Origin of the sequence: Odoribacter sp. N15.MGS-14, assembly GCF_000980245.1 — a bacterium.
GTDB lineage: Bacteria > Bacteroidota > Bacteroidia > Bacteroidales > Marinifilaceae > Odoribacter > Odoribacter splanchnicus.
In genome coordinates this window covers 1-22,382 of record NZ_LARE01000053.1, presented here as the reverse complement: position 1 = coordinate 22,382, position 22,382 = coordinate 1, and the positions used below count along the sequence as shown (strand labels likewise).

16 protein-coding genes are annotated in these 22,382 nt (G+C 43.8%); 7 read left to right on the top strand and 9 right to left on the bottom strand.

Features of this window, described 5'->3' with window-relative positions; all coding sequences use genetic code 11:
- The 4 genes from WS34_RS11025 to WS34_RS11010 all read right to left on the bottom strand — a co-directional run.
- On the bottom strand, nt 1-968 hold a 968-nt coding region (locus WS34_RS11025), incomplete at its 3' end, for an ABC transporter permease (protein ID WP_046404824.1).
- A gap of 150 nt (nt 969-1,118) precedes the next feature.
- A complete protein-coding gene (locus WS34_RS11020; protein WP_172749474.1) occupies nt 1,119-2,117 on the bottom strand; it encodes an alpha/beta hydrolase in 999 nt (332 codons plus the stop codon).
- Nucleotides 2,118-2,125: 8 nt separating this feature from the next.
- A complete protein-coding gene (locus WS34_RS11015; RefSeq protein WP_046404822.1) occupies nt 2,126-3,361 on the bottom strand; it encodes a competence/damage-inducible protein A in 1,236 nt (411 codons plus the stop codon).
- Between the two features lie 334 nt (nt 3,362-3,695).
- Nucleotides 3,696-5,633 (bottom strand): sialate O-acetylesterase, encoded by a 1,938-nt coding sequence (locus WS34_RS11010; RefSeq protein WP_046404820.1) that lies wholly within the window; start codon nt 5,631-5,633, stop codon nt 3,696-3,698.
- 313 nt (nt 5,634-5,946) lie between these two features.
- Here WS34_RS11010 and WS34_RS11005 point away from each other — a divergent pair, with 313 nt between their 5' ends.
- Nucleotides 5,947-6,843 carry an Rpn family recombination-promoting nuclease/putative transposase gene (locus WS34_RS11005; protein WP_046404818.1) on the top strand — a complete coding sequence of 299 codons (897 nt, stop codon included), beginning with the start codon at nt 5,947-5,949 and terminating at the stop codon, nt 6,841-6,843.
- A gap of 28 nt (nt 6,844-6,871) precedes the next feature.
- Here the strand turns inward: WS34_RS11005 and WS34_RS11000 are convergent, their stop codons facing one another.
- Nucleotides 6,872-7,921 carry a sensor histidine kinase gene (locus WS34_RS11000; protein WP_286693725.1) on the bottom strand — a complete coding sequence of 350 codons (1,050 nt, stop codon included), beginning with the start codon at nt 7,919-7,921 and terminating at the stop codon, nt 6,872-6,874.
- A 376-nt stretch (nt 7,922-8,297) separates the two neighbouring features.
- Here WS34_RS11000 and WS34_RS10995 point away from each other — a divergent pair, with 376 nt between their 5' ends.
- Together WS34_RS10995 and WS34_RS10990 are read left to right on the top strand one after the other, a co-directional pair.
- Nucleotides 8,298-8,534, top strand: a complete 237-nt coding sequence (locus WS34_RS10995; protein ID WP_046404814.1) for a hypothetical protein — start codon at nt 8,298-8,300, stop codon at nt 8,532-8,534.
- Nucleotides 8,535-8,542: 8 nt separating this feature from the next.
- Complete coding sequence (locus WS34_RS10990; protein ID WP_046404812.1) at nt 8,543-9,613, top strand: BF3164 family lipoprotein; 1,071 nt, start codon at nt 8,543-8,545, stop codon at nt 9,611-9,613.
- 147 nt (nt 9,614-9,760) lie between these two features.
- Here the strand turns inward: WS34_RS10990 and WS34_RS10985 are convergent, their stop codons facing one another.
- Both WS34_RS10985 and WS34_RS10980 read right to left on the bottom strand, forming a co-directional pair.
- On the bottom strand, nt 9,761-10,618 hold the full coding sequence (locus WS34_RS10985; RefSeq protein WP_046404810.1) for a sensor histidine kinase: 858 nt from the start codon (nt 10,616-10,618) through the stop codon (nt 9,761-9,763).
- Between the two features lie 155 nt (nt 10,619-10,773).
- Nucleotides 10,774-13,473 carry an ROK family protein gene (locus WS34_RS10980; protein WP_118122329.1) on the bottom strand — a complete coding sequence of 900 codons (2,700 nt, stop codon included), beginning with the start codon at nt 13,471-13,473 and terminating at the stop codon, nt 10,774-10,776.
- A 247-nt stretch (nt 13,474-13,720) separates the two neighbouring features.
- Between WS34_RS10980 and WS34_RS10975 the strand changes: the two genes are divergently transcribed.
- Nucleotides 13,721-14,449 carry a GntR family transcriptional regulator gene (locus WS34_RS10975; RefSeq protein ID WP_197699712.1) on the top strand — a complete coding sequence of 243 codons (729 nt, stop codon included), beginning with the start codon at nt 13,721-13,723 and terminating at the stop codon, nt 14,447-14,449.
- Between the two features lie 295 nt (nt 14,450-14,744).
- Here WS34_RS10975 and WS34_RS10970 read toward each other — a convergent pair whose 3' ends face one another.
- The gene (locus WS34_RS10970; RefSeq protein ID WP_022161069.1) at nt 14,745-15,998 is read right to left on the bottom strand and encodes a M48 family metallopeptidase; all 1,254 of its coding nucleotides are present in this window, start codon (nt 15,996-15,998) and stop codon (nt 14,745-14,747) included.
- A 200-nt stretch (nt 15,999-16,198) separates the two neighbouring features.
- Between WS34_RS10970 and WS34_RS10965 the strand changes: the two genes are divergently transcribed.
- From WS34_RS10965 to WS34_RS10955, 3 genes are all read left to right on the top strand, one after another.
- Nucleotides 16,199-17,809: a fumarate hydratase gene (locus WS34_RS10965; RefSeq protein WP_022161070.1), complete on the top strand. Its 1,611-nt coding sequence runs from the start codon at nt 16,199-16,201 to the stop codon at nt 17,807-17,809.
- Between the two features lie 357 nt (nt 17,810-18,166).
- A complete protein-coding gene (locus WS34_RS10960; RefSeq protein ID WP_046404808.1) occupies nt 18,167-19,804 on the top strand; it encodes an AMP-binding protein in 1,638 nt (545 codons plus the stop codon).
- Between the two features lie 212 nt (nt 19,805-20,016).
- On the top strand, nt 20,017-21,006 hold the full coding sequence (locus WS34_RS10955) for an EamA family transporter (protein ID WP_013610856.1): 990 nt from the start codon (nt 20,017-20,019) through the stop codon (nt 21,004-21,006).
- Here WS34_RS10955 and WS34_RS10950 read toward each other — a convergent pair.
- Nucleotides 20,996-22,382 (bottom strand): efflux RND transporter permease subunit (locus tag WS34_RS10950; protein ID WP_046404806.1); only part of this gene is annotated, 1,387 nt, incomplete at its 5' end. The two genes, WS34_RS10955 and WS34_RS10950, sit on opposite strands and share 11 nt — an antisense overlap.

Sequence of the window (22,382 nt, the reverse complement as noted above, 5' to 3'; positions counted from 1 at the left end):
CAAAACAAGGTCGTATTATTGATTCCTAACAATTTTTTGATAGCCGCTTCTTTGGCCCGATTCGTAGTCTGAGCAATGGAAAGGTTATTGTAGTTTATTAAAGCCAATATCAAAATCAATAAAGCGATTACGGACAATCCCACCAGGGTTGTTTTGCTGTTTCCCTGTGTTTTGCTATTAGATGTCTTTCCTCCCCAATATACCGCACTCAATGGTTCAAAATCCAGTTTACTACTAAAACCATCACGATATTTCCAGTAAGTACTCTTAAAATCCCGCAGGATAATGTCCTTTTTTGAAACGATATCCGTACCCGGATAAGTCAGGAGATATAATCCGAAAGAACTATTACCGTTTTCTTCCAATATCCGTGGCATTTCCCAAATATCTGCCAATAGATCGAAACGGACAAATCCTTCTGTAACCCCAAAATGAGTATTATAAGGAAGATCTTCCATAACGCCTGTAACGATCAGCCGATGTTTACCGTTGATAACAATTTCTTTTCCCAGAATATCCTCAGAACCATAAACTTTATGGGCAAAAGAACGCGTCAGTACAATATTATTCTTATCGAGTAACACAGTAGCAGGATCGCCTTTAATCAAGGGAAAGGAGAACATCCGGAAAAATGAAGAATCGATCAGAGCTGTTTGCATCAGGATTTTTTCCTGATGAGGAATTTCTACCATATAGTTCTGATTATAATATCTTGTATAACATTCGATCTCAGGATATTTACTTTGCAGTTCGCTACCAATCACAGCCCCCCAATACGATCCCTCTTCATCGACCACCCGATAAATCCGGTCTTTATTTTGATGAAATTGGTCTACCGATAGTTCCTGACGAATATAAACACTCAACACCAGTACAAAAGTCAATGCGATAGCAAATCCCAAAACCGTAATAGCAAAATAAAGCTTATTGTGAATCAGGTTACGTACAAATAATTTAATATCGATCATAGGAATATGGATTTTACCCTAGATCCACAATCGACATGCCAATTTAACTAATAAATTTATATTCAGATATTTATCAAATAAACAGCACCTTAAATCTGTCAAAAAAACAGACAATACTTGTATAATTTATTGACAAACGTGTTGGAAGAATTATTTCATACCCAAAACTTGACGGGCAAAATCGAAAGTTTGTTGTCTGACTTCAGGAATAGCTTTCGACGATAAACCACAGGCAATAACGTGTACGCCTGCATTCGGAAAAGCAACGGCCCGTTTCTCGTCTTTAGGAGTTCCTAATTCGTCGAACATGTTCAACGCCGCTTTAACTTCTATCGTCTCATCCTGATGATCGGAATCTTTGTAATAATAACCTAAAAAAACAGGCTGAGAGACTTTTTCAAATTCCCGTCGGTTCATTCTCATATCCAGCAGTTGCTGCAAATAAACCTGTGCTTCCAAGCGGTATTTACAATACCAGTATTTACAATCTTCACTATCTGCCGGATCATCCGAAACGGCATATTTCCCTCCATGTACGGCCCGGCTGATCTGTAATCCCCAGGGACCGCTCAACAAGGGGGCCATAGGATTTTTAATTTTAATATTCGGTGAATATAAGATCAGGGCATCCACCAGCCTGGGAAAATCGGCCGCTAACATCAAAGCTAACGTACAACCGGTGGATGTCCCCATTATAATAACTTTCTTCCCCAATTTGTGAGCGATCACCAAGGCTTCTTTAGCCGAATTGTAAAGATTAGCCGGCGTCATACCGAGCATAGCCTCCGTACCTTGCAAGCCGTGGGCCGCCAGCCGGGGAAGATAAGCATTCACTCTAAATTCTTTTACAAAATCGGATATGATCGGCTGGCCTTCGAAACGGCTGGCCGTAAATCCATGCAGATAAAGCAATACGTAGGTTGTAGGCCGAGCAACCGAATCTCCCCATAAAATGATTCCCTGATTATCGGGCTTCACCGGTAACCGAGCCTCCCTGTCCTGCACATACTCACTGATACGGTCGATTCCAACCGGTAGATCCGGTAGGTCCGTATTCAATTCCGTACGAGGTAGCCGGGGGCCCGCCCAATAGGCAATGCCTAAAACAACAAGGATCAGTAAAGGTATCATATAACGTCGCTTCATCATATCCTCTTCTACTTTTCGTTTTCCCTCACTTCTTCCAGCAACATTTCCATGGCTTTAGAGGCTGCCTTCGCTATATTCCTTTCGCGGGTAAACGAAAAAGTGAACAATTTTGCATAACTCTTCCGGGGTGTCGCTACTCCGATCCAAACCGTCCCTACCGGTTTCTCCGGCGTGCCACCTCCCGGTCCTGCTACGCCTGAGGTCGACACCGCATAATCTGCTCCGGTGATCTTTCTTACTCCTTCGGCCATCTGTAATACCACAGCCTCACTCACAGCTCCTTCCCGTTCCAAATCTGCGGCATTCACTCCCAATACATTTACTTTCACCTCATTCGCATAGGAAACTACACTTCCTTTAAAATAATCCGAACTCCCTGCAATAGAAGTGATCAAATGAGCGATGTAACCTCCTGTACAACTCTCGGCCGTGGCCATAGTGACTTTCTTATTACGCAACAGTTCGCCTAATTGTTTCTCCAGAACGTCGTCTCCCTCGGCATATCTCACGTCCTTTAATACTTCTTTCAGGCTTTCGTAACATTCATCCAGGTGTTTTACACTTTCCCCTTTCGCCGTAATACGTAATCTCACCAGTCCCGGAGAAGGAAGATAAGCCAATTTCAATCCCTCTTTTAAGGCATCTTCCCAATTTTCCAGCATTTGTGCCAATTGGGATTCTGGGACATCGTATACTTTCAGCATCCGGTATTCCAATTGTAAATGCGGATACTTCTTTTTCAATTCCGGCATCACGGAAGTATCGATCAAATGTTCCATTTCGAAGGGTACTCCCGGTAAAGAGATCAGTGACTTCCAGCCTTTTTCGAACCACATTCCCGAAGCTGTACCTTTATCATTACGTAAAATCCGGCAATTATCCGGCAATAAAGCCTGGGAGCGATTTCCTTCGTTCATAGTCAATCCTCTCCTCTTCAACATTTCTTCGAGCCGAGCGAATACTTCCTCGTTCATTTTCAACTGTGAACCGAAATATTCAGCGAGTACCTTTTTAGTAACATCGTCCTTCGTGGGTCCCAAACCTCCGGTTATGATGATCAAATCCGCCTCAGACATCGCATATTCCACCGTCTCATAAATCTCGTCCCTCTTATCCGGGATCGATAAAATCTCTGTAATCTCTACCCCCATATCGGTCAAACTCCGGGCAATATATTGCGAATTCGTGTCCAGAATTTGTCCCATTAAAATTTCATCCCCTATGGTTATAATAATCGCTTTCATCAGGTCAATATTTCATTATCTATTCAATCCTTTGTTATCATGCCTCCTGCAAACAAATTTTATACCAACCCCCAACCGATTCTTCCGTAAAATTCAGTCCGGGAATTAAATTGGTTTATAAAGTGCGTCAAGAACCTTAAGTGATGAAGGAGCACCTCTAAATGGATCCGTGTCACTTCGTTTCTGGTCAATGTCGCCTTGCAGGCTCCTGATTGGCGAACCTGCGGTTCTGAAAGGGAATTTTTTACCCGGAACGAAGTTCCACCACTCAGCGTAGCACTAACCAGAAACCGTAGCCTTTACTGATCTTTTCTGTCAAACCAGAAAAACCTGCTCATTTTTCGGTAATTCCTTTCCACTGGTCTGTACGGAAGGGAGAAGCCAGCAAACCGGCGCTATTTACGAGGTTGTCGTCATAAGGATTATTGCTCCAACCGTAACGGACAGCTACCGGATTCGGTACTTTCTCACTGAAAACAACGACTTTATTCCCATCGATGTAAGCCTTTGCCCATACAAATTTCCGATCAGCTCCGGCAATGGAAAAACCGTTGACATACCCATAACGGTTACGATCGCTGGTCGTCAATCCGTTGCCGACATTCCCGAATGTCAGGATCACTTTCTCTCCCTCCACTTTCATAGACTTATAAACGGGACCTTCTCCCAAAACAGGTTGTCCGTAAGCAACCTGCAGAGCTGCTTTCGCCAATCGTTTCCCCACCTCCTGTTTATTTTTGGGATGAATATCGAAAGCCTCACCGATATCGGTAATAACGGCTTGTCCGGTCTTCGGCAAACTCAGGGTCATATTCTGTGCTTCACGAAGTTCTGCCCAATCGCTGTCTTTCGGCTGATCTTCCACCGCCATAAAATTAGCTAATTGTACCCACAGAAAAGGGAACTCATATCCCCACTGTTGCCGCCAATCGTTTATCATAGCCGGAAACAACGTACGATATTGATAAGCTCTGCCCGCATTATTCTCTCCCTGATACCAGATCACCCCTTTTATCCCATATCCGATCAAGGGATGCACCATCCCGTTGTACAACAAGGAAGAGAAGCTATTCGGACTAATCCCACTGACTTTATACATCGAAGTCACCACCGAAGGCTTATACACCCAATCACCGGCAAGCGAATATCTCTGTCCATCGATTTCCAGGTATACTTCCTCAGCTTTACCGAGGATTCCTCCCAAGCCGCCGGTATCCGTAATGCGAACAGCAATCACATTATTTCCCCCTTTCAGGACACCTGCCGGAATTTCATAAGACCTGTTGGGCATCCAGAAATTCATTTCTCCTACTTTCACCCCATTGACATAGGTCAGGTCTTCGTCATCCACTGCCCCCAGATTTATTCTGGCTTTTTTTCCTGTCACACCCGCCGGCAAATCAATGGTTTTCCGAAACCAAACAATCCCATCTTCGTTCGCCAGTTCTGCCTCCCAGACTTTCGGCACTGCCATCGTCTTCCACCCTTTGGTTTTATAAGCCGGAACATACCATTTCTGAACCAAACCTTTGTCTTTTTTCAAGGCTTCTTTATATAACCTGATATTATCCATCGAATACCCCATCGCTTTCTCCTGCTCCTTTCCGGCATATTTTTTATAAGTGTCGTTGGTTTTAACAGCCGTCTCCCAGCTGGTCCAGGTTTCTATATCGGTACCTCCCCAGGAAGTATGAATCAATCCGACAGGCACTCCGATTTCGGGTTGCAATTCTTTACCGAAAAAGTAACCGACAGCCGTAAACAGAGGAGACGTCTGAGGATTACAGGCAGTCCATTCGCAAGGCTCCAGATCGAACTGCTCCTTCGATTGCATATTTTTCGGAACATTCAACAGACGGATATCCGGCAAAGTGGAGGCAGCAATCTCCTGCCCGGCATTTATAACATTATTCAAACCGAACTCCATATTCGATTGTCCGCTACAAACCCAAACATCTCCGATCAATATATTGGTTAAACCGATCGTCTCCTCTGCGGATTCGATCTGCATGTCGTAAGGTCCCCCGGCTTTCATAGCAGGCAATTCCACCCTCCAAATTCCATCCTTCCCGGTTTTTGCCGTTTGCACACTTCCATTCAAAGCGACGGAAATCACTTCATTCTTATCCGCTTTTCCCCACACCCGGATAGGCATATCCCTTTGCAATACCATATTGGAAGAAAAGAAGTGAGGCAGACGTACTTTTGCCTGTAAATCCATACACAGCAACAGCAAGACTCCTAATCCCAAAAGATAAATTCCTTTTTTCATACGATTTTATTAAATGTTAATAAGTAAATCCTGAGCACCGGCCTGTTTCTCTGGCAAAAGAGCAAACAATATGCCTACACCAAAAACAAATCCCAATAATTTTCCACCAACTTTTTTCATACTAAATATTACAACTGAGTGAGTTCACAATAGACCCGATCTATAACATGGGGTAAATTTAAATAATTATTTTTAAAATAACATAGCCCACGGGGGACAGGGCCCTGCGCTATCTTTTCTCTCACAAACACAGTATTTTTTATTTGCCTATTTTTTCTTATATTTGCTTTAAATTAAAAAGGAAAGGAAATCTATGCGTTATCTCGATCCTAAAGCCGATCTGACTTTCAAACATGTTTTCGGCGAGCATCCCGACCTGGTGATCAGCTTGCTGAACGCCCTGTTGCCCTTAAAACCCAGGCATGAGATCAGGGAGATAGAATACCTTCCGGCCGAACTCGTACCGGAAAATCCTTTACGCAAGAACAGTATCGTGGACGTCCGCTGCCGCGATGCAGAAGGACGTCAGTTTATCGTCGAGATGCAAATGATCTGGTCTCCGGAGTTTCGCCAACGGGTATTGTTCAATGCTTCGAAGGCCTATGTACGGCAAATCGACACCGGTCAGGAATACGAACTGTTGCAGCCGGTATATTCGCTGAATCTGGTAAATGAAGTATTCGAGCCTGAGCTCGAAGGCTTTTATCATTATTATCAGCTAGTACACATGGAACACACTGAAAAAGTGATCGAAGGCCTACACTTGATTTTCGTCGAACTGCCCAAATTCAACCCACATACCTATTCTGAGAAGAAAATGCAAGTACTCTGGCTTCGTTTCCTGACGGAAATCAATGAACATACCCGCGAAGTGCCGCCTGAGCTGTTGGCCAATCCGGAAGTAAAAAAAGCCGTGAACGCCGTAGAAGAATCTGCTTTCACCGAAGCACAGCTTTTGGGTTACGAAAAATTCTGGGATATCATCAGTGTCGAGAAAACACTATATAACAGCGCTATCCGGAAAGGAATGGCAAAAGGAATTAAAGAAGGAATGACAAAAGGCATAGAAGTTGGAAGAGCAGAAGGAATTGTGGAAGGTATAGAAAAAGAGAAGCTCGTTATAGCCCGCCAAATGAAAGTAGACGGTTTACCGTACGACACCATATCCAAATATACAGGGTTACCGGTTGAGAAAATTGAAAAAGCGTAACAATAGCTCACTGCCCTGTCCCCGTGAGCTATTGAGGTATGGTGATGGTGAACTTGCTGCCGATTCCCAATTCACTTTCCAACCGGATACTTCCTCCGTATGCACAAACTACTTTGTGGACAAAAGTCAAGCCTAATCCGAAACCGGTAGTTTTGGTCACTTGTTGATTTTTTACACGGTAGAACTGTTTGAAAATTTGCTTCTGATCTTTGGGTGCGATTCCCATACCGTTATCTTCGACGGTCAGCACATAATTGTCACCGATAGTATAAAAGTCAACTTTCACCACGGGATGAGTACCGCCATATTTAATGGCATTATCCACCAAATTAACAACGACATAATTGAAATATATTTTATCTAAACATGGATACTCCAGTCCTTCAGCAATCCGGTAACCCACCCGTGCGTAAGGCCGGATCAATGAAAACATTTCGGTCGTCATTTCCATCTCGAATTTCAGATCGATCACTTCCCGGTTTATCATCAATACAGAAGTCTTTAGAGAAGTCAGCATCGTATCGGTGATATCCGCCATCTTCATCAAACGCGCCTTTACCATAGTCAATTTTGTCGTATCCCGGGGACATAAGACAGAATCTTTCCCCTCCAGAATACCATTTACTACCGAAATCATCGTTGCCAAAGGCTTCTTCAATTCATGTTCCAAATGCGTCATTCCCATCGTTTGTATCCGCGCACTACGCACTGTCATCCGTATCGAACACCACTGCCAAACCAAACAGAAGATAAAACCGATCATGAATATCAATTCACCCCATAAAATACCACTTAAAGCACGGAAAACAAAGGGAAGTTCGAAGGTTGCTAATAATTGATGTTTATTCTCATACCCTAACTCGATAGGAAGGGTCATAATAGAATTACAATTTTTCTTTAGATTTCCTGTAGATTGTAATTCTTCTCCCTCAATATTCAAAACTTTTAATATGGGATTTTCAGTAATACCTTTTTCTTTTAAATACTCTATATACAATCCGTTCAATCGAAAAATATCAAATAATCCATGCTTATTCAAATAATCATAGGTGATCAATTTTCCTAATTTATCAACCATATCGGGAGATTTGATCGGAATAGAATCCCTTTTATTGTCATAATACCAATAAAAATAATTGTCCATTGTCAAACTATACGTTAATCTATTATTTTTAGCATAATTCAAACTTTCATCATATAAATATCTATAAGTTGTATTTAATAAAACGTAATTTGCACTTTCACGAAATTCCCCAAGCTTTATTTCGCGCACATGGTATAACCACATCCCTTGTCCTAATAGCACACATATCAATAAGACAACGGACAATTGGCCCATAATTTTCATATTATTTTTCATATCTTAAATCTTTAGCATATTAAAGAATATCCCTTTTTTTACAAAATTAAGAATCTTTCCTAACTTTGTAGCGCAAAAACCAATAAATATAAAAATGAGAAAAAAAGCCAGAATTTTTATGGGAGGAATTATTATTCTGACCGCATTGTCTATTAATTTTATGTTTTCTAAAGAATCTACAATTACTGGTATTACCTTTGATAATATAGATGCTTTAGCTGAAAAAGAATCTGATCCAGCCCCCAGATGTATCTATGTAGGACAGGTATGTTTTGGTATTGATTCAGAGGGTCATGTAGGTACTCATTTCGGATTAAGTAGTTTTCAATAAGATTTAACATGAAAAAACTATATTACTTCATCATCCCTGCTCTTCTGCTCGGCAGTTGTCAATCCGATCCGACCTTAGAGACCGAATCTTCTCCGTTAGTACGGACGAAGGTGACAGAGCTTCAATATGCCCAAACAGACAAAATCGATGTGGAGGCATTGAACATTATCTCTCCTTATAAATTTGTAAAAAAAGGAAACTTATATGCTTTTCTTACTCCCAGTAGCGCTTACCGTTTCGCCATTTATGACAGCGAAAACGGAACCGTTACCCGTTTAGTACCGGCAGGCAGAAACGAAGGAGAAGGCATGTATTTTATCAGTATGAACCTAAACGGAGACATCGTTTCGGCATTCGATTTCGGAACTAAAAAGTTCGTGGAAATTAACTTGAACGAATATGCGACTCCGGGTTACCAGCCTACGTTCACTTCCCTCACCGACAACAACAAGACCCCTATCGGAGCCATCCGGATCGGTGACCGCCTGTTGTCGACCGGAGTTTATACCCAAGGCCGTTATTGCATCAGTCAAGTATCCGGAGACGACACCTATAGTGTAAGTTATCCGGCCTGTGCCGATCCCACTCTGACGGATACGCTCAAAAGTGCATTTTATGCCAGCAATACCTTAGCAGTAAAACCGACGCTCGAACGCTTGGCCTGCGCCAATATGCAAACCGGTTGCCTGGACATTTGTGAAATCAACGGTAACGAACTGACCCGTGTCAATGAAGTACATCTGACCCCTGCCAAGGTAAAATTCAACCGTCACCGTCCCAAAGGCCGTGGTTTAGTCCATCCGGTCAATTATTCCAAATATCATATTTTCGGGTTCTGTGATCTGGCTGTATCGGATGATTACATCTATGCCCTGTATTCAGGACGGACGCTAAAACAACATAATCTGGACGTCGACAAAGGCAAAACCATACTGGTATTCGACTGGAACGGTTCGCACGTGCGTACTTACCGCCTGGAAAATGCTTGTTCTTCGATCAGCTATAGTGCCGAAGAAAATACCATTTATGCCTTATCTCAGGAAAACAATCATTCCGAGATTATAACACTCCATCTCTAGTGTTGTCGCTATACTCCACTGCATATAGAGGAGAGCGAACTTGAAGTAAGATTGTCTGCCAGACTCTCTTCTCAAGTTCCTCTCTATTTTTTATGCCCTTCCTTCAAGAAAAGAGGAGCGAGCGGTAATCGCCGTTTCGTACTTCAATTAATTCCGTTTCTGTGGTAAAGTGATCATACACTTGTTTCCGTTCGGTTTACTTATAAAGCGGATTTTTCCTCCATAACCACCGACCACTTGCTGTACGACGAAGGCCAGTCCCGCCCCGGTGGATTGTTCCGGCTGCCTGTCTCCCGGATCTATTTTCCTGCCATTATCTTCGACTGTCAACATATAATGTTTCTTGTCGGTATAAAATTCGATCCTCACTACGGGGTGAACTCCGGCAGATACAATAGCTTTATCTACCAAACAAAGGATCAGATAATAAAAATATACCTTATCCAAACAAGGATATTCCGCTCCTTCGTCGATTTGGTAACCCACCAGTGCCTGTGGCCGGATCAGAGAAAACAACTCAACGATCATTTCCATCTCCGATTTCAGATCGATATTTTCCCGGTCGATTTTCCATACCGAGGTCTTTAAAGCACTCTGCTGCATATCGATGGTTTCAGCCATTTCCACCAAGTGCGTTTTTATCGTATTCAATTTCAATTCCTCCTCCACAGACAAGGCAATCCCCTCGCATTGCAGCTTACCGTCGATCACTGCCATCCACTCCGTTAAAGGTATCTCTTCCGAAGGTGTCTTCCCCATCATCTGTACCGGTGTCCTTCGTTCAATCCTTTTCACCACACCCCTTTGCCAAACTAAACAAACGATAAACCCGATCAGGAAAATCACCTCCACCCACAAGATATCGTTCAGTCCCCGGCCGACCGTCTGCTCGAATCCATGATTTTCCATTTCACGTACCCGATACAACCAAATTCCCTGTCCCAGTATTATACAGATCAGTAATCCCAACGATATACGTCCCAGTATTTGCATCTTATTCTTCATACCATCCGTCTATAGAATATTTTTTACAAACTTAAGAATTTTTCTTAAGTTTGTATATATTAAATTTACAAGTATATTTTCCCTCTACAAGGATGCAAAACCGATGTACGCAAAATCCCTTTCTGAATTTGCCGGTATCCTACTTCTTTCCGACTTTATTCAAACCCATATCCTTTTTTGATAAAAGCTTTTACCAGTATCACCTTTTCTCCCGGTGTTTCATTTATAATCCGGTAAGTAGCGGCAGCAGCAGGAATTACAAACGTTTCGGCATAATTAAAGCGTTGCCTCATTCCTTCGCGAGTCTCCACCCTTACTGCTTTCCCTTCCACCACCATCCAAACCTGGCAACTCCCTTCAGTTTCTACTTCCACCGCATCTTCGACGGTATACCGATGGACATCGTAAAAATGCTTTTCATGGGTCGGCAGATGTTCGAGTGTATAATGTTCGTTTTTTTCCAATACCTCGGGATGACAAACCAGTTCTTTTGCCACCCGTTCTCCCTTCCGTTCGAAATAGAGGTTATCCATTCCCCGCTGTACATTCAGCGGACGGGGTTTCCCATTCAAATCCAATCGCAGCCAATCGTACATTTTAAAAGTAAAAATATACGGAGCGCTACTGATTTCCAGCACCATACAATTCTTTCCGGAAGCATGAACCGTTCCGTTGGGTATCAGAAAAAGGTCGTGTTTGTGTGCCGGAAATTTCTGTACATATTTTTCAATGTCTATCGTCTTACCTTCTGCCTGGCTCTGTTTCAATACCTCGCCGAACTCTTCAGGCCGGATATTTTCCTGAAATCCCAGATAAACCTGGGGATTCTGCCGGCTATCCAGGATATAATACGTCTCATCCTGTGTAAAAGGCATATTAAACTGTTCCCGGATGTACGTAGTCCGGGGATGACACTGTACCGACAGGTTACCTCCATCGAAAGTATCCAGAAAATCAAAACGAATCGGGAAATCGGTTTTAAACACATCGGCCGATTCTCCCAGAACTTGACGGTAATCGTTATACATCAGAAAATCGAAAGAAACTTCCAAACGATATCCGTTACTTTCGAACATCAGTCCATTTTCCAAAACCATCAATTCGAAAGACCAGGCTAAATTAGGCACTTCTTCATTCAATCCCGGGATGTGTTGTTTCATCCATTGCCCTCCCCATGCGCCGGGTTCGAACCAAGGGCGAACCCGGAAGAAATTTCTTCCCATCCGGTGTAATCCCTCTCTCAAATCCTCCCCGCTCATCATCAGCAATTGCTGTCCCCTGCGTTGTTCATCCACAATCAGCTCTATCTGTGGCAGACACTCCGCTTTATGCCGGTTCAGCACAACCCAATCCACAAAGAAAAAATGTTTATAGGTTTGCTGATTATTCTTCGGTTTATTCATACCCAGATTTTTCACCCACCCGGCCCGCATGCGAAACTGTATTTCATTTTTAGGTACATCGACATAGATCAAAGGTGCTTTCCATCCGGCCAAAGCAGCTCCTATACCGATCAGCACATTGATATCGGCCTCCTGGTCCGGCCTAAAAGCGTTCAACTTCCCGGGATCAAACCAATCCCTCAATTGTCTCTCCGTCATCCGGCCGAACAACGGATCTTCTCCTCCCAGATCGGGAGCGAGCATTTCCTCCAACGTCCGAGCATCCCGCATCGCGACATCGGTACGGAACCAACGTACACACTTCCCTCTCCGACGAAATTCATCTCCCAGTTCGCTCACCAGTTCGTCCCAAAACACTCCTCCATAACCATCGATAACCACCTGCCCGTGTCGCTCTATCCAATCGGCCAAACACCCTATCCCCGAACGGATCTTATTCTCCCCGACCGGAAAAGCCGGATACAAATCATAAACACCCCGGGGAGTTGCCTGTGCTTTCATAGGAGCCAGATACTGTTTTGTATTTCTCTTTACCGCCTCTTCTTCCATCCCACTCCGGCCCAAGACCTGATTCGCATACATCGCCGCCCCGATCAGCGGAGCATCTTCCCATAAACGGCAAGTATCTATTCTCACTCCGATCCCCTGGGTTTCCAACTCAGACTTTATCCGTTCCAGAAATAAATCGGCACCCCGCATGATATTTCCCCCGAGCACCAAACAGTCCGGACAGAAATGTCTCAGAAAAGGAGCTATAAATCCGGTAAAATGATCGGCAAACTCTTCAAACAGGACTTTAGCAGCCTGTTCTCCCCGATAAGCATATTCCGCCAATGTCTTCACATCCATCACCGCTTTATCGGGAAAGCGGTGATTCCAGTTCGTTACAAACCAGCGGGTAGAAAAATAGTCGTCCGCAATACTATCCCGAAAAGGAATATTATACAAATATCCGTGTTCCGGAACGGCGGGCGTCGTTTCGTCCAATATTTCTTCCCGGGCCATAAACGTACTTCCCAGTCCGGTCCCGACCGTAACGACCATACTCCTCTCACTCCCCTGAGCCGCTCCCCCATAATATTCTCCCAAAGCATAAGCAGAAGCATCGTTCAGGAAGACAACCGGTAAACTGCATACCCTTTTTATTTCCTCTTTCAAATCCAAACCGAATAAGGCATCGAATTTTCGTACCCCATGAATAGCAGCTATTCCCCGGGTATAATCGAAAGGCCCGGGTATAGCAATTCCTATACCTCGCCATTCGTTTTCAGAACGCCCTTTCTTCAATGCTGTAATCACCCGAAGTATCCCCTTTATAATCGAAGTAGCAGAGCCTCCGGCATCTATTTTCTCATAAACTATAGTCCTCTGATCCATCTTCCCGGTAGTCCCTGTGACAATCCCACCTTTTACATGAGTTCCCCCGATATCGATTCCTAATAAATATTCCATTATTTCACCACATTAATATGTATAGACATTTATACATTGACAAATATAGTGCATTCTTTTTATTGTTACAAAGTTTATCTCTTTTTATTGTTTTACCGACACAAGCCGAACAAATAACAAACTAACGATCAGCATATTATCCAAACATACTACTAAAAAACAATTACTTTTTTTGATTTATAAGAATGAAATTTTACTTTCGCAAATACAATTTTCCTACTTTTGCTTAAATTTTTCAATCATGAAAATATCGATCGATCACAATAGTGCGATACCTTTATATCTACAAATAGAAAATCAATTGAGGAACATCATCCGGGAACCGGAGTATAAAAAAGGGAAGATGTTACCCAACGAAGTAGATTTGTCGAAACAATTGGGAATTTCCCGGAATACGCTGCGCCAGGCGATCAACAACCTGGTCACTGAAGGGTTATTAGTCCGAAAAAAAGGGATCGGTACTATAGTAGTCAACCAATCGGTCAGCTCGAAAGCCAAAAACTGGTTGAGTTTCACCCAGGAAATGAAAGCGCAGGGAATCGAACCGACCAACTATGAATTACATACCAGCTGGGCGCTTCCTTCAGAAGAGATCTGTCGTTTTTTCTCCATCACCGATGAAAAGAAAATATTAAAACTGGAGCGTTTACGGGGTAATCCGGAATTTCCGTTCGTTTATTTCATCTCTTATTTCAATCCCCGGATAGGGCTGACCGGTAATGAAGATTTTTCCCGTCCCCTATACGAAATATTAGAACAAGATTATAGTTCTGTTGCAAAAATTTCGAAAGAAGAAATCAGTGCCCAGCTTGCCGACAAATTTCTGGCTCAGAAGCTTGAAATCAAGCCCGGGGACGCTATACTCATCCGAAAACGATTTGTATATGACCCGGGGGGACGCCCTCTGGAATGGAATATCGGCTATTACCGGGCCGATAGCTTCGTTTATACGCTTGAGTTCGAGAGGGAAGTATGAATTGGAGTTTATAAAATGCCGGAAGACCATTGGAGCGGGAACGAGTATCCGGTTCGGTTTTTCGAACGACCGATGGTGTCTGACGGAAACGTAACGTAAAGTTTTTTGCGCAGTAAGGGGTTCCGCCGTTCAGTGAGTTCTTCGAATAAGCGAAAGAAAAACAAAAGATTTTGTTTTTCCGAACAGGAGAAAAACCGATAAAATCAACGAAAGTCTTAACGGACCGGTCTGACGGTATAAAATCCGGAATCGGAATAGAAAGAAAAAACATACCTATATTTCAGGTAAACCGGATTTACTCGGCATCCACAGCTTCTACCTGTCCGATCGCCCTGATTCTTTTCAACAAAGAGGGATGCGAATAGTATACCCATTCGTACAGTGGATGGGGGGTGAGATTGCTTAAAGACTTCACAGAGATCTTCTTCAAGCCGGAAATGAGCGATTCACCATCGTAATACCGGGCAGCAAAAGCATCTGCCTGATATTCATTTTTCCGCGACCAGGCATTCATCACCAATCCCAATATCATACTCAACGGCGAATAGAGGATGGTAAAAGCGATCAATCCCAATTGGAAACAGGCCCGGTCACCTCCCAGAGCCATTGACAAAGCCGGCTGGTTGACAAAAAGCGAAAACAACCAAAGGATCACACCGGTCTGAATCACAGATGCCAGCATAAATTGAACGGTATGCCGTTTTTTATTGTGTCCGACTTCATGGGCCAGGACAGCAACAATTTCTTCCTCGGTCAAATCCTTTATCAGGGTATCATACAAGACAATCCGTTTGCGGGGACCGAAACCGGTAAAATAAGCATTTGCCTTCGTAGAACGCTTCGATCCGTCGATTACAAAAATATTGTCCAGTTTAAAGCCCACTTTCTCTGCAAAAGCATTGATTTTATCCCGTAAAGCCCCGGCCTCCAAAGGAGTCTGCTTATTGAACAAAGGTACAATCAACTGGGAATAAAACATAGCCATAAAAACCGAGAATACAGAAACTATTCCCCAGGCATACAACCAAAAGAAAGAACCAGCCCATTCATAAAACCAGACGACAGCCGACAGCAACAGTCCGCCGATCACCCCGGAAACCAACATTCCTTTGAGTAAATCCAATCCATAGGTCTTCATTGTCGTTTTGTTGAAACCATATTTTTCTTCAATATGAAAAGTAGCATACCAATCGAAAGGCAAACCGAGTAGCCCGGAAACCAGCGACAAGCCCAACATAAAAAGTAAGGTCTGTAAAACCGCCTGATCTGTCCAGGTCACCACCCAGGCATTCCACCAACCGAAACCTCCTGTACACAAAAACACCATCATCACGATAAAAGAAAAAGTGGAACTGATCAGATCGAAACGATTCGTTTCGCGCTTATAATTCTGAAAACGTGCATATTCTTTTTCATCGTAAATTCCCTTAAGATTTTCAGGTAATACAGGCGCCATAGCCCGCATATTCACCCATTCCAAAATCCGTTCTACAATAAAATCAGCAACTAAAAAAACAACGATAATAATAAAAACAACCTCAGTATTCATATTCAAAATAAAAAAGTATAAACGGATAAAACTATTCTGCCGTTAATTTTTACAAAAATAGTAAAATCCATATATTCCTCCATGATTTATTCAGATCATTTCTAATTACAGAAATTTTTCTTTAAAACTCTCGGGATTTTCATTTATTAATTTTAATTTCGTTGCGCAAATAATGAATTCATAAATCAATCCAGATAAGTATGGCAGAATTTAAGTATCAGGAACCGTTTCCTATTGAAAATGATACCACAGTGTATCGCCTTTTGACAAAAGATTATGTAAAAACGATCGAATGTGAAGGACGTAAGATTTTAAAAATAGAGCGTGAAGGGTTAGAGTTATTGGCTCGCGAAGCTTATTCAGACGTCTCCTTTTACCTGCGCGCCGCTCATTTGCAAAAATTAGCCGACATCCTGAAAGATCCGGAGGCCAGTGACAACGATAAATTCGTTGCCCACACCATGTTGATGAACCAAGTGGTTTCGGCAGAAGGGGAACTACCGACCTGTCAGGATACCGGTACGGCCATTTGTATCGGTAAAAAGGGAGAAAACGTATGGACCGGGATCAATGATGCCGAAGCGATCAGCAAAGGGGTATTCGAAACTTACCGGGACCGCAATCTGCGTTATTCCCAGGTAGTGCCTTTTACCATGACAGAAGAAAAAAACACCGGGACCAATCTGCCGGCACAGATCGACCTTTATGCCACACAGGGCAATAAATACGAATTTTTGTTCATCACCAAGGGAGGGGGCTCTGCCAATAAGACTTTCCTTTACCAGCAGACAAAAGCTTTATTGAACGAAGAAACCCTGACTAAATTTATCCAGCAAAAAGTATTGGATCTGGGTACTTCGGCCTGTCCTCCCTACCATTTAGCGGTAGTCATCGGCGGCACTTCGGCCGAAGCTTGTCTGACCACAGTCAAGAAAGCCTCGGCAGGCTACTACGATCATCTCCCCACTTCGGGTAATGAAGGTGGCCGTGCTTTCCGGGATCTGGAATGGGAAGAAAAGATCTTGAAGATTTGCCGGGACAAAGGTATCGGAGCCCAGTTCGGAGGTAAATATTGGGTACACGATGTACGTGTGATCCGTCTTCCGCGTCATGCAGCTTCTTGTCCTGTCGGCATCGGAGTCAGCTGTAGTGCCGACCGGAATATCAAAGGTAAAATCACGGAAGAAGGGATTTTCCTCGAACAACTTGAGAAGAATCCGGCACGTTTTCTGCCGGCAGAAAGTCCTGCTTTAACTCCGGCGGTCAATATCGACCTCGATCAACCGATGGAAAACGTATTGAAAGAACTGAGCAAATATCCGGTGAAAACCCGTTTGAACCTATCAGGGACCCTGATCGTTGCCCGGGACATCGCCCATGCCCGGATCAAACAAATGATCGACGAAGGCAAACCGATGCCCGAATATTTCAAAAAACATCCGGTCTATTATGCCGGTCCTGCCAAAACTCCGAAAGGCATGGCATCAGGTAGTTTCGGACCGACGACAGCCGGGCGTATGGACCCTTATGTCGATCTGTTCCAGTCTTTAGGTGGTTCTATGATCATGGTAGCCAAAGGCAACCGTTCGATCGACGTCACTAATGCCTGCAAAAAGCATGGCGGATTCTATCTGGGATCGATCGGTGGACCGGCAGCCATTCTGGCTAAGAACAGCATAAAATCGGTCGAAGTGGTCGATTTCGAAGAACTCGGTATGGAAGCTGTCCGCAAAATCCGCGTAGAAAACTTCCCGGCCTTCATCATCGTCGATGACAAAGGCAACGATTTTTTCGCTGAGTGGGCTCATTGATAACAAGAAACTATCCAACGGTTTGTTGTAGTTAACCTCCTTTTGAGGGTCATTCTGCCGATTGGCGGAGCTTCGTTTCTGATCGATAACAGGGATCAGGAAATGAAGTTCCGCCAATCTTTCTTTTTTCAAAAGACAGCTCAAGTTTGAAAAGTCGCTTATCGATATTCCAGGGCATAGAAACCATCCATTTATTTTTCACACTTATTTCCGGTTTGTGAAATAAAGACAAAAATTTTTGCACACCTTGACGTCATTTGTGTAAATATCTCATTTATTGATAAATAAGCTATGTTGTTTCATTTTATTGTCGTTATTTTGTGGTCGCACACAAAACACGACAATAAATTAATAGCTATGCAAGCAACATTATCCTATGCCTGCGGAATATCAGATATTCCGTTGAAAGGAGAGACAATCGGTCAGAATCTGCGACAAATAGCAGCAAAATTTCCGGAACGGACTGCTTTGATTTCCGAGTATCAACAATACCGGGCCAATTACAGTGAATTTCTGGAACAAGTCGAACAGGTAGCCAAGGCCTTGATGGCCCACGGGATTCGCCGGGGCGACCGGGTAGGCATCTGGTCACCGAACCGCTACGAATGGGTATTGGTACAATATGCCACAGCCTTGATGGGGGCTATTATGGTAAACATCAATCCGGGATACAAACTTTCGGGTTTGCGTTATGCCCTGGAACAAAGCCGGATCGATCTTTTGATCGCTTCCTCCCACTTCCGGAAAACCGATTATATCAAAATGCTGGACGAGCTCCGTCCGGATTGTCTTTATCCCAAACAAACCGTCATCATCGACCGCGACTGGGCAACTTTTTTATCGAGCGCTTCTCAGGTGAGCGATGCCCGACTGGCCGAACGGGAAGCCTCCCTGCAATTCGACGATCCTGTCAATATCCAGTATACTTCGGGTACAACCGGTTATCCCAAAGGAGCGACTCTCTCCCATCACAATATCCTGAATAACGGATTTTTCATCGGGGAACGCTTGAAATACACGGAAAAAGATATCGTATGTCTGCCGGTTCCTTTTTACCATTGTTTCGGTATGGTATTGGGCAATATGGCTATCGTCACTCACGGGGCCTGTATCGTTATCCCCGGAGAATTTTTCGATCCGGAACAGGTGTTACAGACTGTCGAAAATGAAAGGTGTACCTCCTTATACGGTGTCCCGACCATGTTTATTGCAGAACTGGATCTGCCCGATTTCGCCAAATACAATTTAAAATCTCTCCGAACAGGTATCATGGCAGGTGCACCTTGTCCGATCGATACCATGCGCAAGGTACAATCCCTGATGAATATGACAGAAATTTGTGTTTGTTACGGCATGACAGAGACCTCTCCGGTTTCTACCGAAAGCTGTACGGACGATCCGCTGGAACTGAGGGTAACGACGGTAGGTACCGTCCACCCCCACGTAGAGATTAAAATCATAGATCCGGAAAGCGGCGCAATCGTCCCCCGGGGTACAGCCGGGGAACTCTGCACCCGGGGATATTCGGTGATGTTAGGCTACTGGGATAATCCCGAAGACACCAAAGCCATCATCGACGAAACCCGCTGGCTTCATTCCGGTGATATCGCCGTCATGGATGAAAACGGCTATGTGAGTATAGTCGGACGTATCAAAGACCTGATCATCCGGGGTGGAGAAAATATTTCTCCCCAAGAGATCGAAGATTTTCTGATCGTCCACGAAGGGGTCTCCGACGTACAGGTCACCGGCGTATACAGTGAAAAATACGGAGAAGAAGTGATGGCCTGGATCAAACCCCGTCCGGGCTACAACGTATCGGCAGAATCGCTTCATACGTATTGTAAAGGCCGAATCGCAACCTTCAAAATCCCCAGATACTGGAAATTTGTCGATGCTTTCCCGATGACGGTTACCGGAAAAATCAGGAAAATAGAAATGCGGGAAATATCCGAAAAAGAACTGGGCCTGGATCTTCTCCGTCCCAAACGTTAAACTCTGTTCACGCTGTTCCTTTTCTATGTATCTCTGTATACCTGGAAAAGGAACGGCCCCTATCAGTACTTATCCGACTCACAGCAACCGTCAGAGGCAGCACACCGGCCACGGTATACCAACACTACCGAACAAAGCTCTGGCCAAAGCTTAAACTATCTTTACATTTCTACGTACAACAGACATTCGAACTGCTTTAGAAAACAAGATCTATGAAAGGTGTACTTCTCGCATTATCCACTGTTATCGTCTGGGCCATTCTAAATGTAGTCAACCGGTTTTGTGTTTTGCAATACGATGTCAATATTATGGTATTCACCTCTTTTATGATTTTCGCCACCGGTGTCACTTTAATGATCATCCGCAAACAGGTCATGCCCCAAAACTGGAAAAGCGGAGTAAAATACTCCTGGCTGTACACCATTATGCAGATCATCCGCAGTTTCACGATGATCTCTACCTTCCTTTATATCACTTCGACAGAGACCAGTCTTCTGTTCAACATAGAGATTATAATCACTTACATTCTGGCCTATGCCATTTTTCGAAGAATACCTTATAAAGGGGATTTCCTGGGCATTCTCATTATATTGCTCGGATTTATATTATTTATTTTTTCCCTTCCAGTACACATGCGTGTGATTGTCTCCATCCTGGTGTTGCTGTCGGCGACAGCCAGTTGCATCCGCTCGATCGTCGTGGAGGAAACCACCATCTGGAATCCGGATACCAGCGTCCGGCAAAAATGCGGTATTTCAGGATATACGATGTTTTACGGAGGCCTGTCCCTGATCGTCTTTTTCTTTGCCATAGCTCTCCTGAAATTTTTTCTCGGGGATCGGCTCCCTCCTTTTTTGAGTTTTCTAACGCTCCTCCCCGATCTGCCCGAAATGATCCATCCGGAAACAATTATCAGCGCCTGTCTGGCCGGTTTATTCATCAATGCATCCACTACTTACCTCTATTATGCAACTTTAAAATTTTCCACCTCAGAAACCTTTATGGCTGTACGTGCTTTTCAACCTGTGCTCACTTATTTACTGGAAGTGATCGCAGCCCTCTATTATGCCGCCATGCGTCCACAGCTGGATACCCAGGATTATATTTACGGAGGAATCATCATCTTAGGTTCCTTACTGATTCTGATCATTCCTTCCAAAGGCAGTTACACCCATCAATCCAAAGACTTTATTACCGATTAAGCTTATCCCTCACCGGTTTCTTTCCATACGACATCAATACCGGCATAAGGAATACCAGGGCGATGACTGAAAACAGTAAACCGCCGATCGTACCGATTGCAAATGAAAACCAGAACTCTTCGGCTTTCGGTCCATCCAGCAAAAACGGCACCAGTCCGAGCACAGTCGACAATATAGTTAATAAAACTGCGGTAATCTTATGATTATAGGCTTTTATATAAAGCCGGACCAAATCGGTTCGATTCAAGCGTTCCCGCTCCCTGTTTACGAAACCATTGTATTCGTTTATCACATAGATAGCGGCATTGACCACCAAACCGCTCAACAAAACCAGTGAGGCAAAGCCTCCGGTTCCGAAATTGACCCCCGAAAAATAAAAAGTCAGAAAAGTACCGATAAACGAGATCGGAATCAAAGAAATAATCACCAGCGGTTGCCGCAAAGACTCGAACAGGATCGAACAGGTAAAAAAGATAATCACCACAATCAGCAGAATCAACCAATATTGGGTTCCCTGATCGTCATACCATCCGAAACTCTGATTAACCGTCCGGAAACCGACCGGTAAAGTCGCATTGAACTCTTCAGTAGTCTGTTTGATAAACTGATCGGATAAATTATACGATCCCATAAAATTAAAAGCCACCTGAAGCGAATACTCCTGATTGCTTTTCGTTATCCGGGTAGCAGCCGACCGCTTACCGATTTCTCCGATGTGGGCATAACACACCTGCCTGTCCCCTACGGGCAGATAACTGTTCATCAGATGCCACATGTCGAACTGATCGCGCTGCGACGAATGATAGTCGATAGCAATCCGTTGATTTTTGTTACGATAGGTGCCGACATCTCCTTTATCCATCAATGCAGCCAAAGTCGCATAACATTGCCTCAAATTCAAATTATGCAAAGCAACTTTTTCCATATCGTATTTGATATACAGTTCCGAAGCAGCCTCGTCCTGCATTTGCCAATAATCGGAATTTCCCAATTCGATACCGACATCTGTAACCCGCCGGTTGGTTTGTACCTTCTCCGCCAGTATTTCAGCATATTTATACAAACGGTCGAAATTATATCCGCTCAATCCGATCCGGTGAGATTTATGTCCTAACCCCAACGAATTGGAAAATCCCCGTTCGCTGACTCCCGTCGTACTCCAATCTACTCCCCCGATCGACAATGCCTCACGAATCACCTGGGATTCCAGGTAATGGGGAAAAGCTCCATCCCTGTATTCATCGGCAAACTCTACCTCGATAGAACCGCTTTTACCGTCCACCCGGGTCACAAAACGTTTCACCTCTTTAAATTTAGCCAGAAACCGATCCATTTGCCATATCTTCTGATTCAGCACGACAGCATCATCTCCTTCT

Excerpts from the sequence above, each read along its gene's own strand:
- WS34_RS11020 (WP_172749474.1), bottom strand. The coding sequence starts at position 2,117 with ATGATGAAGCGACGTTATATGATACCTTTACTGATCCTTGTTGTTTTA.
- WS34_RS11015 (WP_046404822.1), bottom strand. The coding sequence starts at position 3,361 with ATGAAAGCGATTATTATAACCATAGGGGATGAAATTTTAATGGGACAA.
- WS34_RS11010 (WP_046404820.1), bottom strand. The coding sequence starts at position 5,633 with ATGAAAAAAGGAATTTATCTTTTGGGATTAGGAGTCTTGCTGTTGCTG.
- WS34_RS11005 (WP_046404818.1), top strand. The coding sequence starts at position 5,947 with ATGCGTTATCTCGATCCTAAAGCCGATCTGACTTTCAAACATGTTTTC.
- WS34_RS11000 (WP_286693725.1), bottom strand. The coding sequence starts at position 7,921 with ATGGTTGATAAATTAGGAAAATTGATCACCTATGATTATTTGAATAAG.
- WS34_RS10995 (WP_046404814.1), top strand. The coding sequence starts at position 8,298 with ATGAGAAAAAAAGCCAGAATTTTTATGGGAGGAATTATTATTCTGACC.
- WS34_RS10990 (WP_046404812.1), top strand. The coding sequence starts at position 8,543 with ATGAAAAAACTATATTACTTCATCATCCCTGCTCTTCTGCTCGGCAGT.
- WS34_RS10985 (WP_046404810.1), bottom strand. The coding sequence starts at position 10,618 with ATGAAGAATAAGATGCAAATACTGGGACGTATATCGTTGGGATTACTG.
- WS34_RS10980 (WP_118122329.1), bottom strand. The coding sequence starts at position 13,473 with ATGGAATATTTATTAGGAATCGATATCGGGGGAACTCATGTAAAAGGT.
- WS34_RS10970 (WP_022161069.1), bottom strand. The coding sequence starts at position 15,998 with ATGAATACTGAGGTTGTTTTTATTATTATCGTTGTTTTTTTAGTTGCT.
- WS34_RS10965 (WP_022161070.1), top strand. The coding sequence starts at position 16,199 with ATGGCAGAATTTAAGTATCAGGAACCGTTTCCTATTGAAAATGATACC.
- WS34_RS10960 (WP_046404808.1), top strand. The coding sequence starts at position 18,167 with ATGCAAGCAACATTATCCTATGCCTGCGGAATATCAGATATTCCGTTG.
- WS34_RS10955 (WP_013610856.1), top strand. The coding sequence starts at position 20,017 with ATGAAAGGTGTACTTCTCGCATTATCCACTGTTATCGTCTGGGCCATT.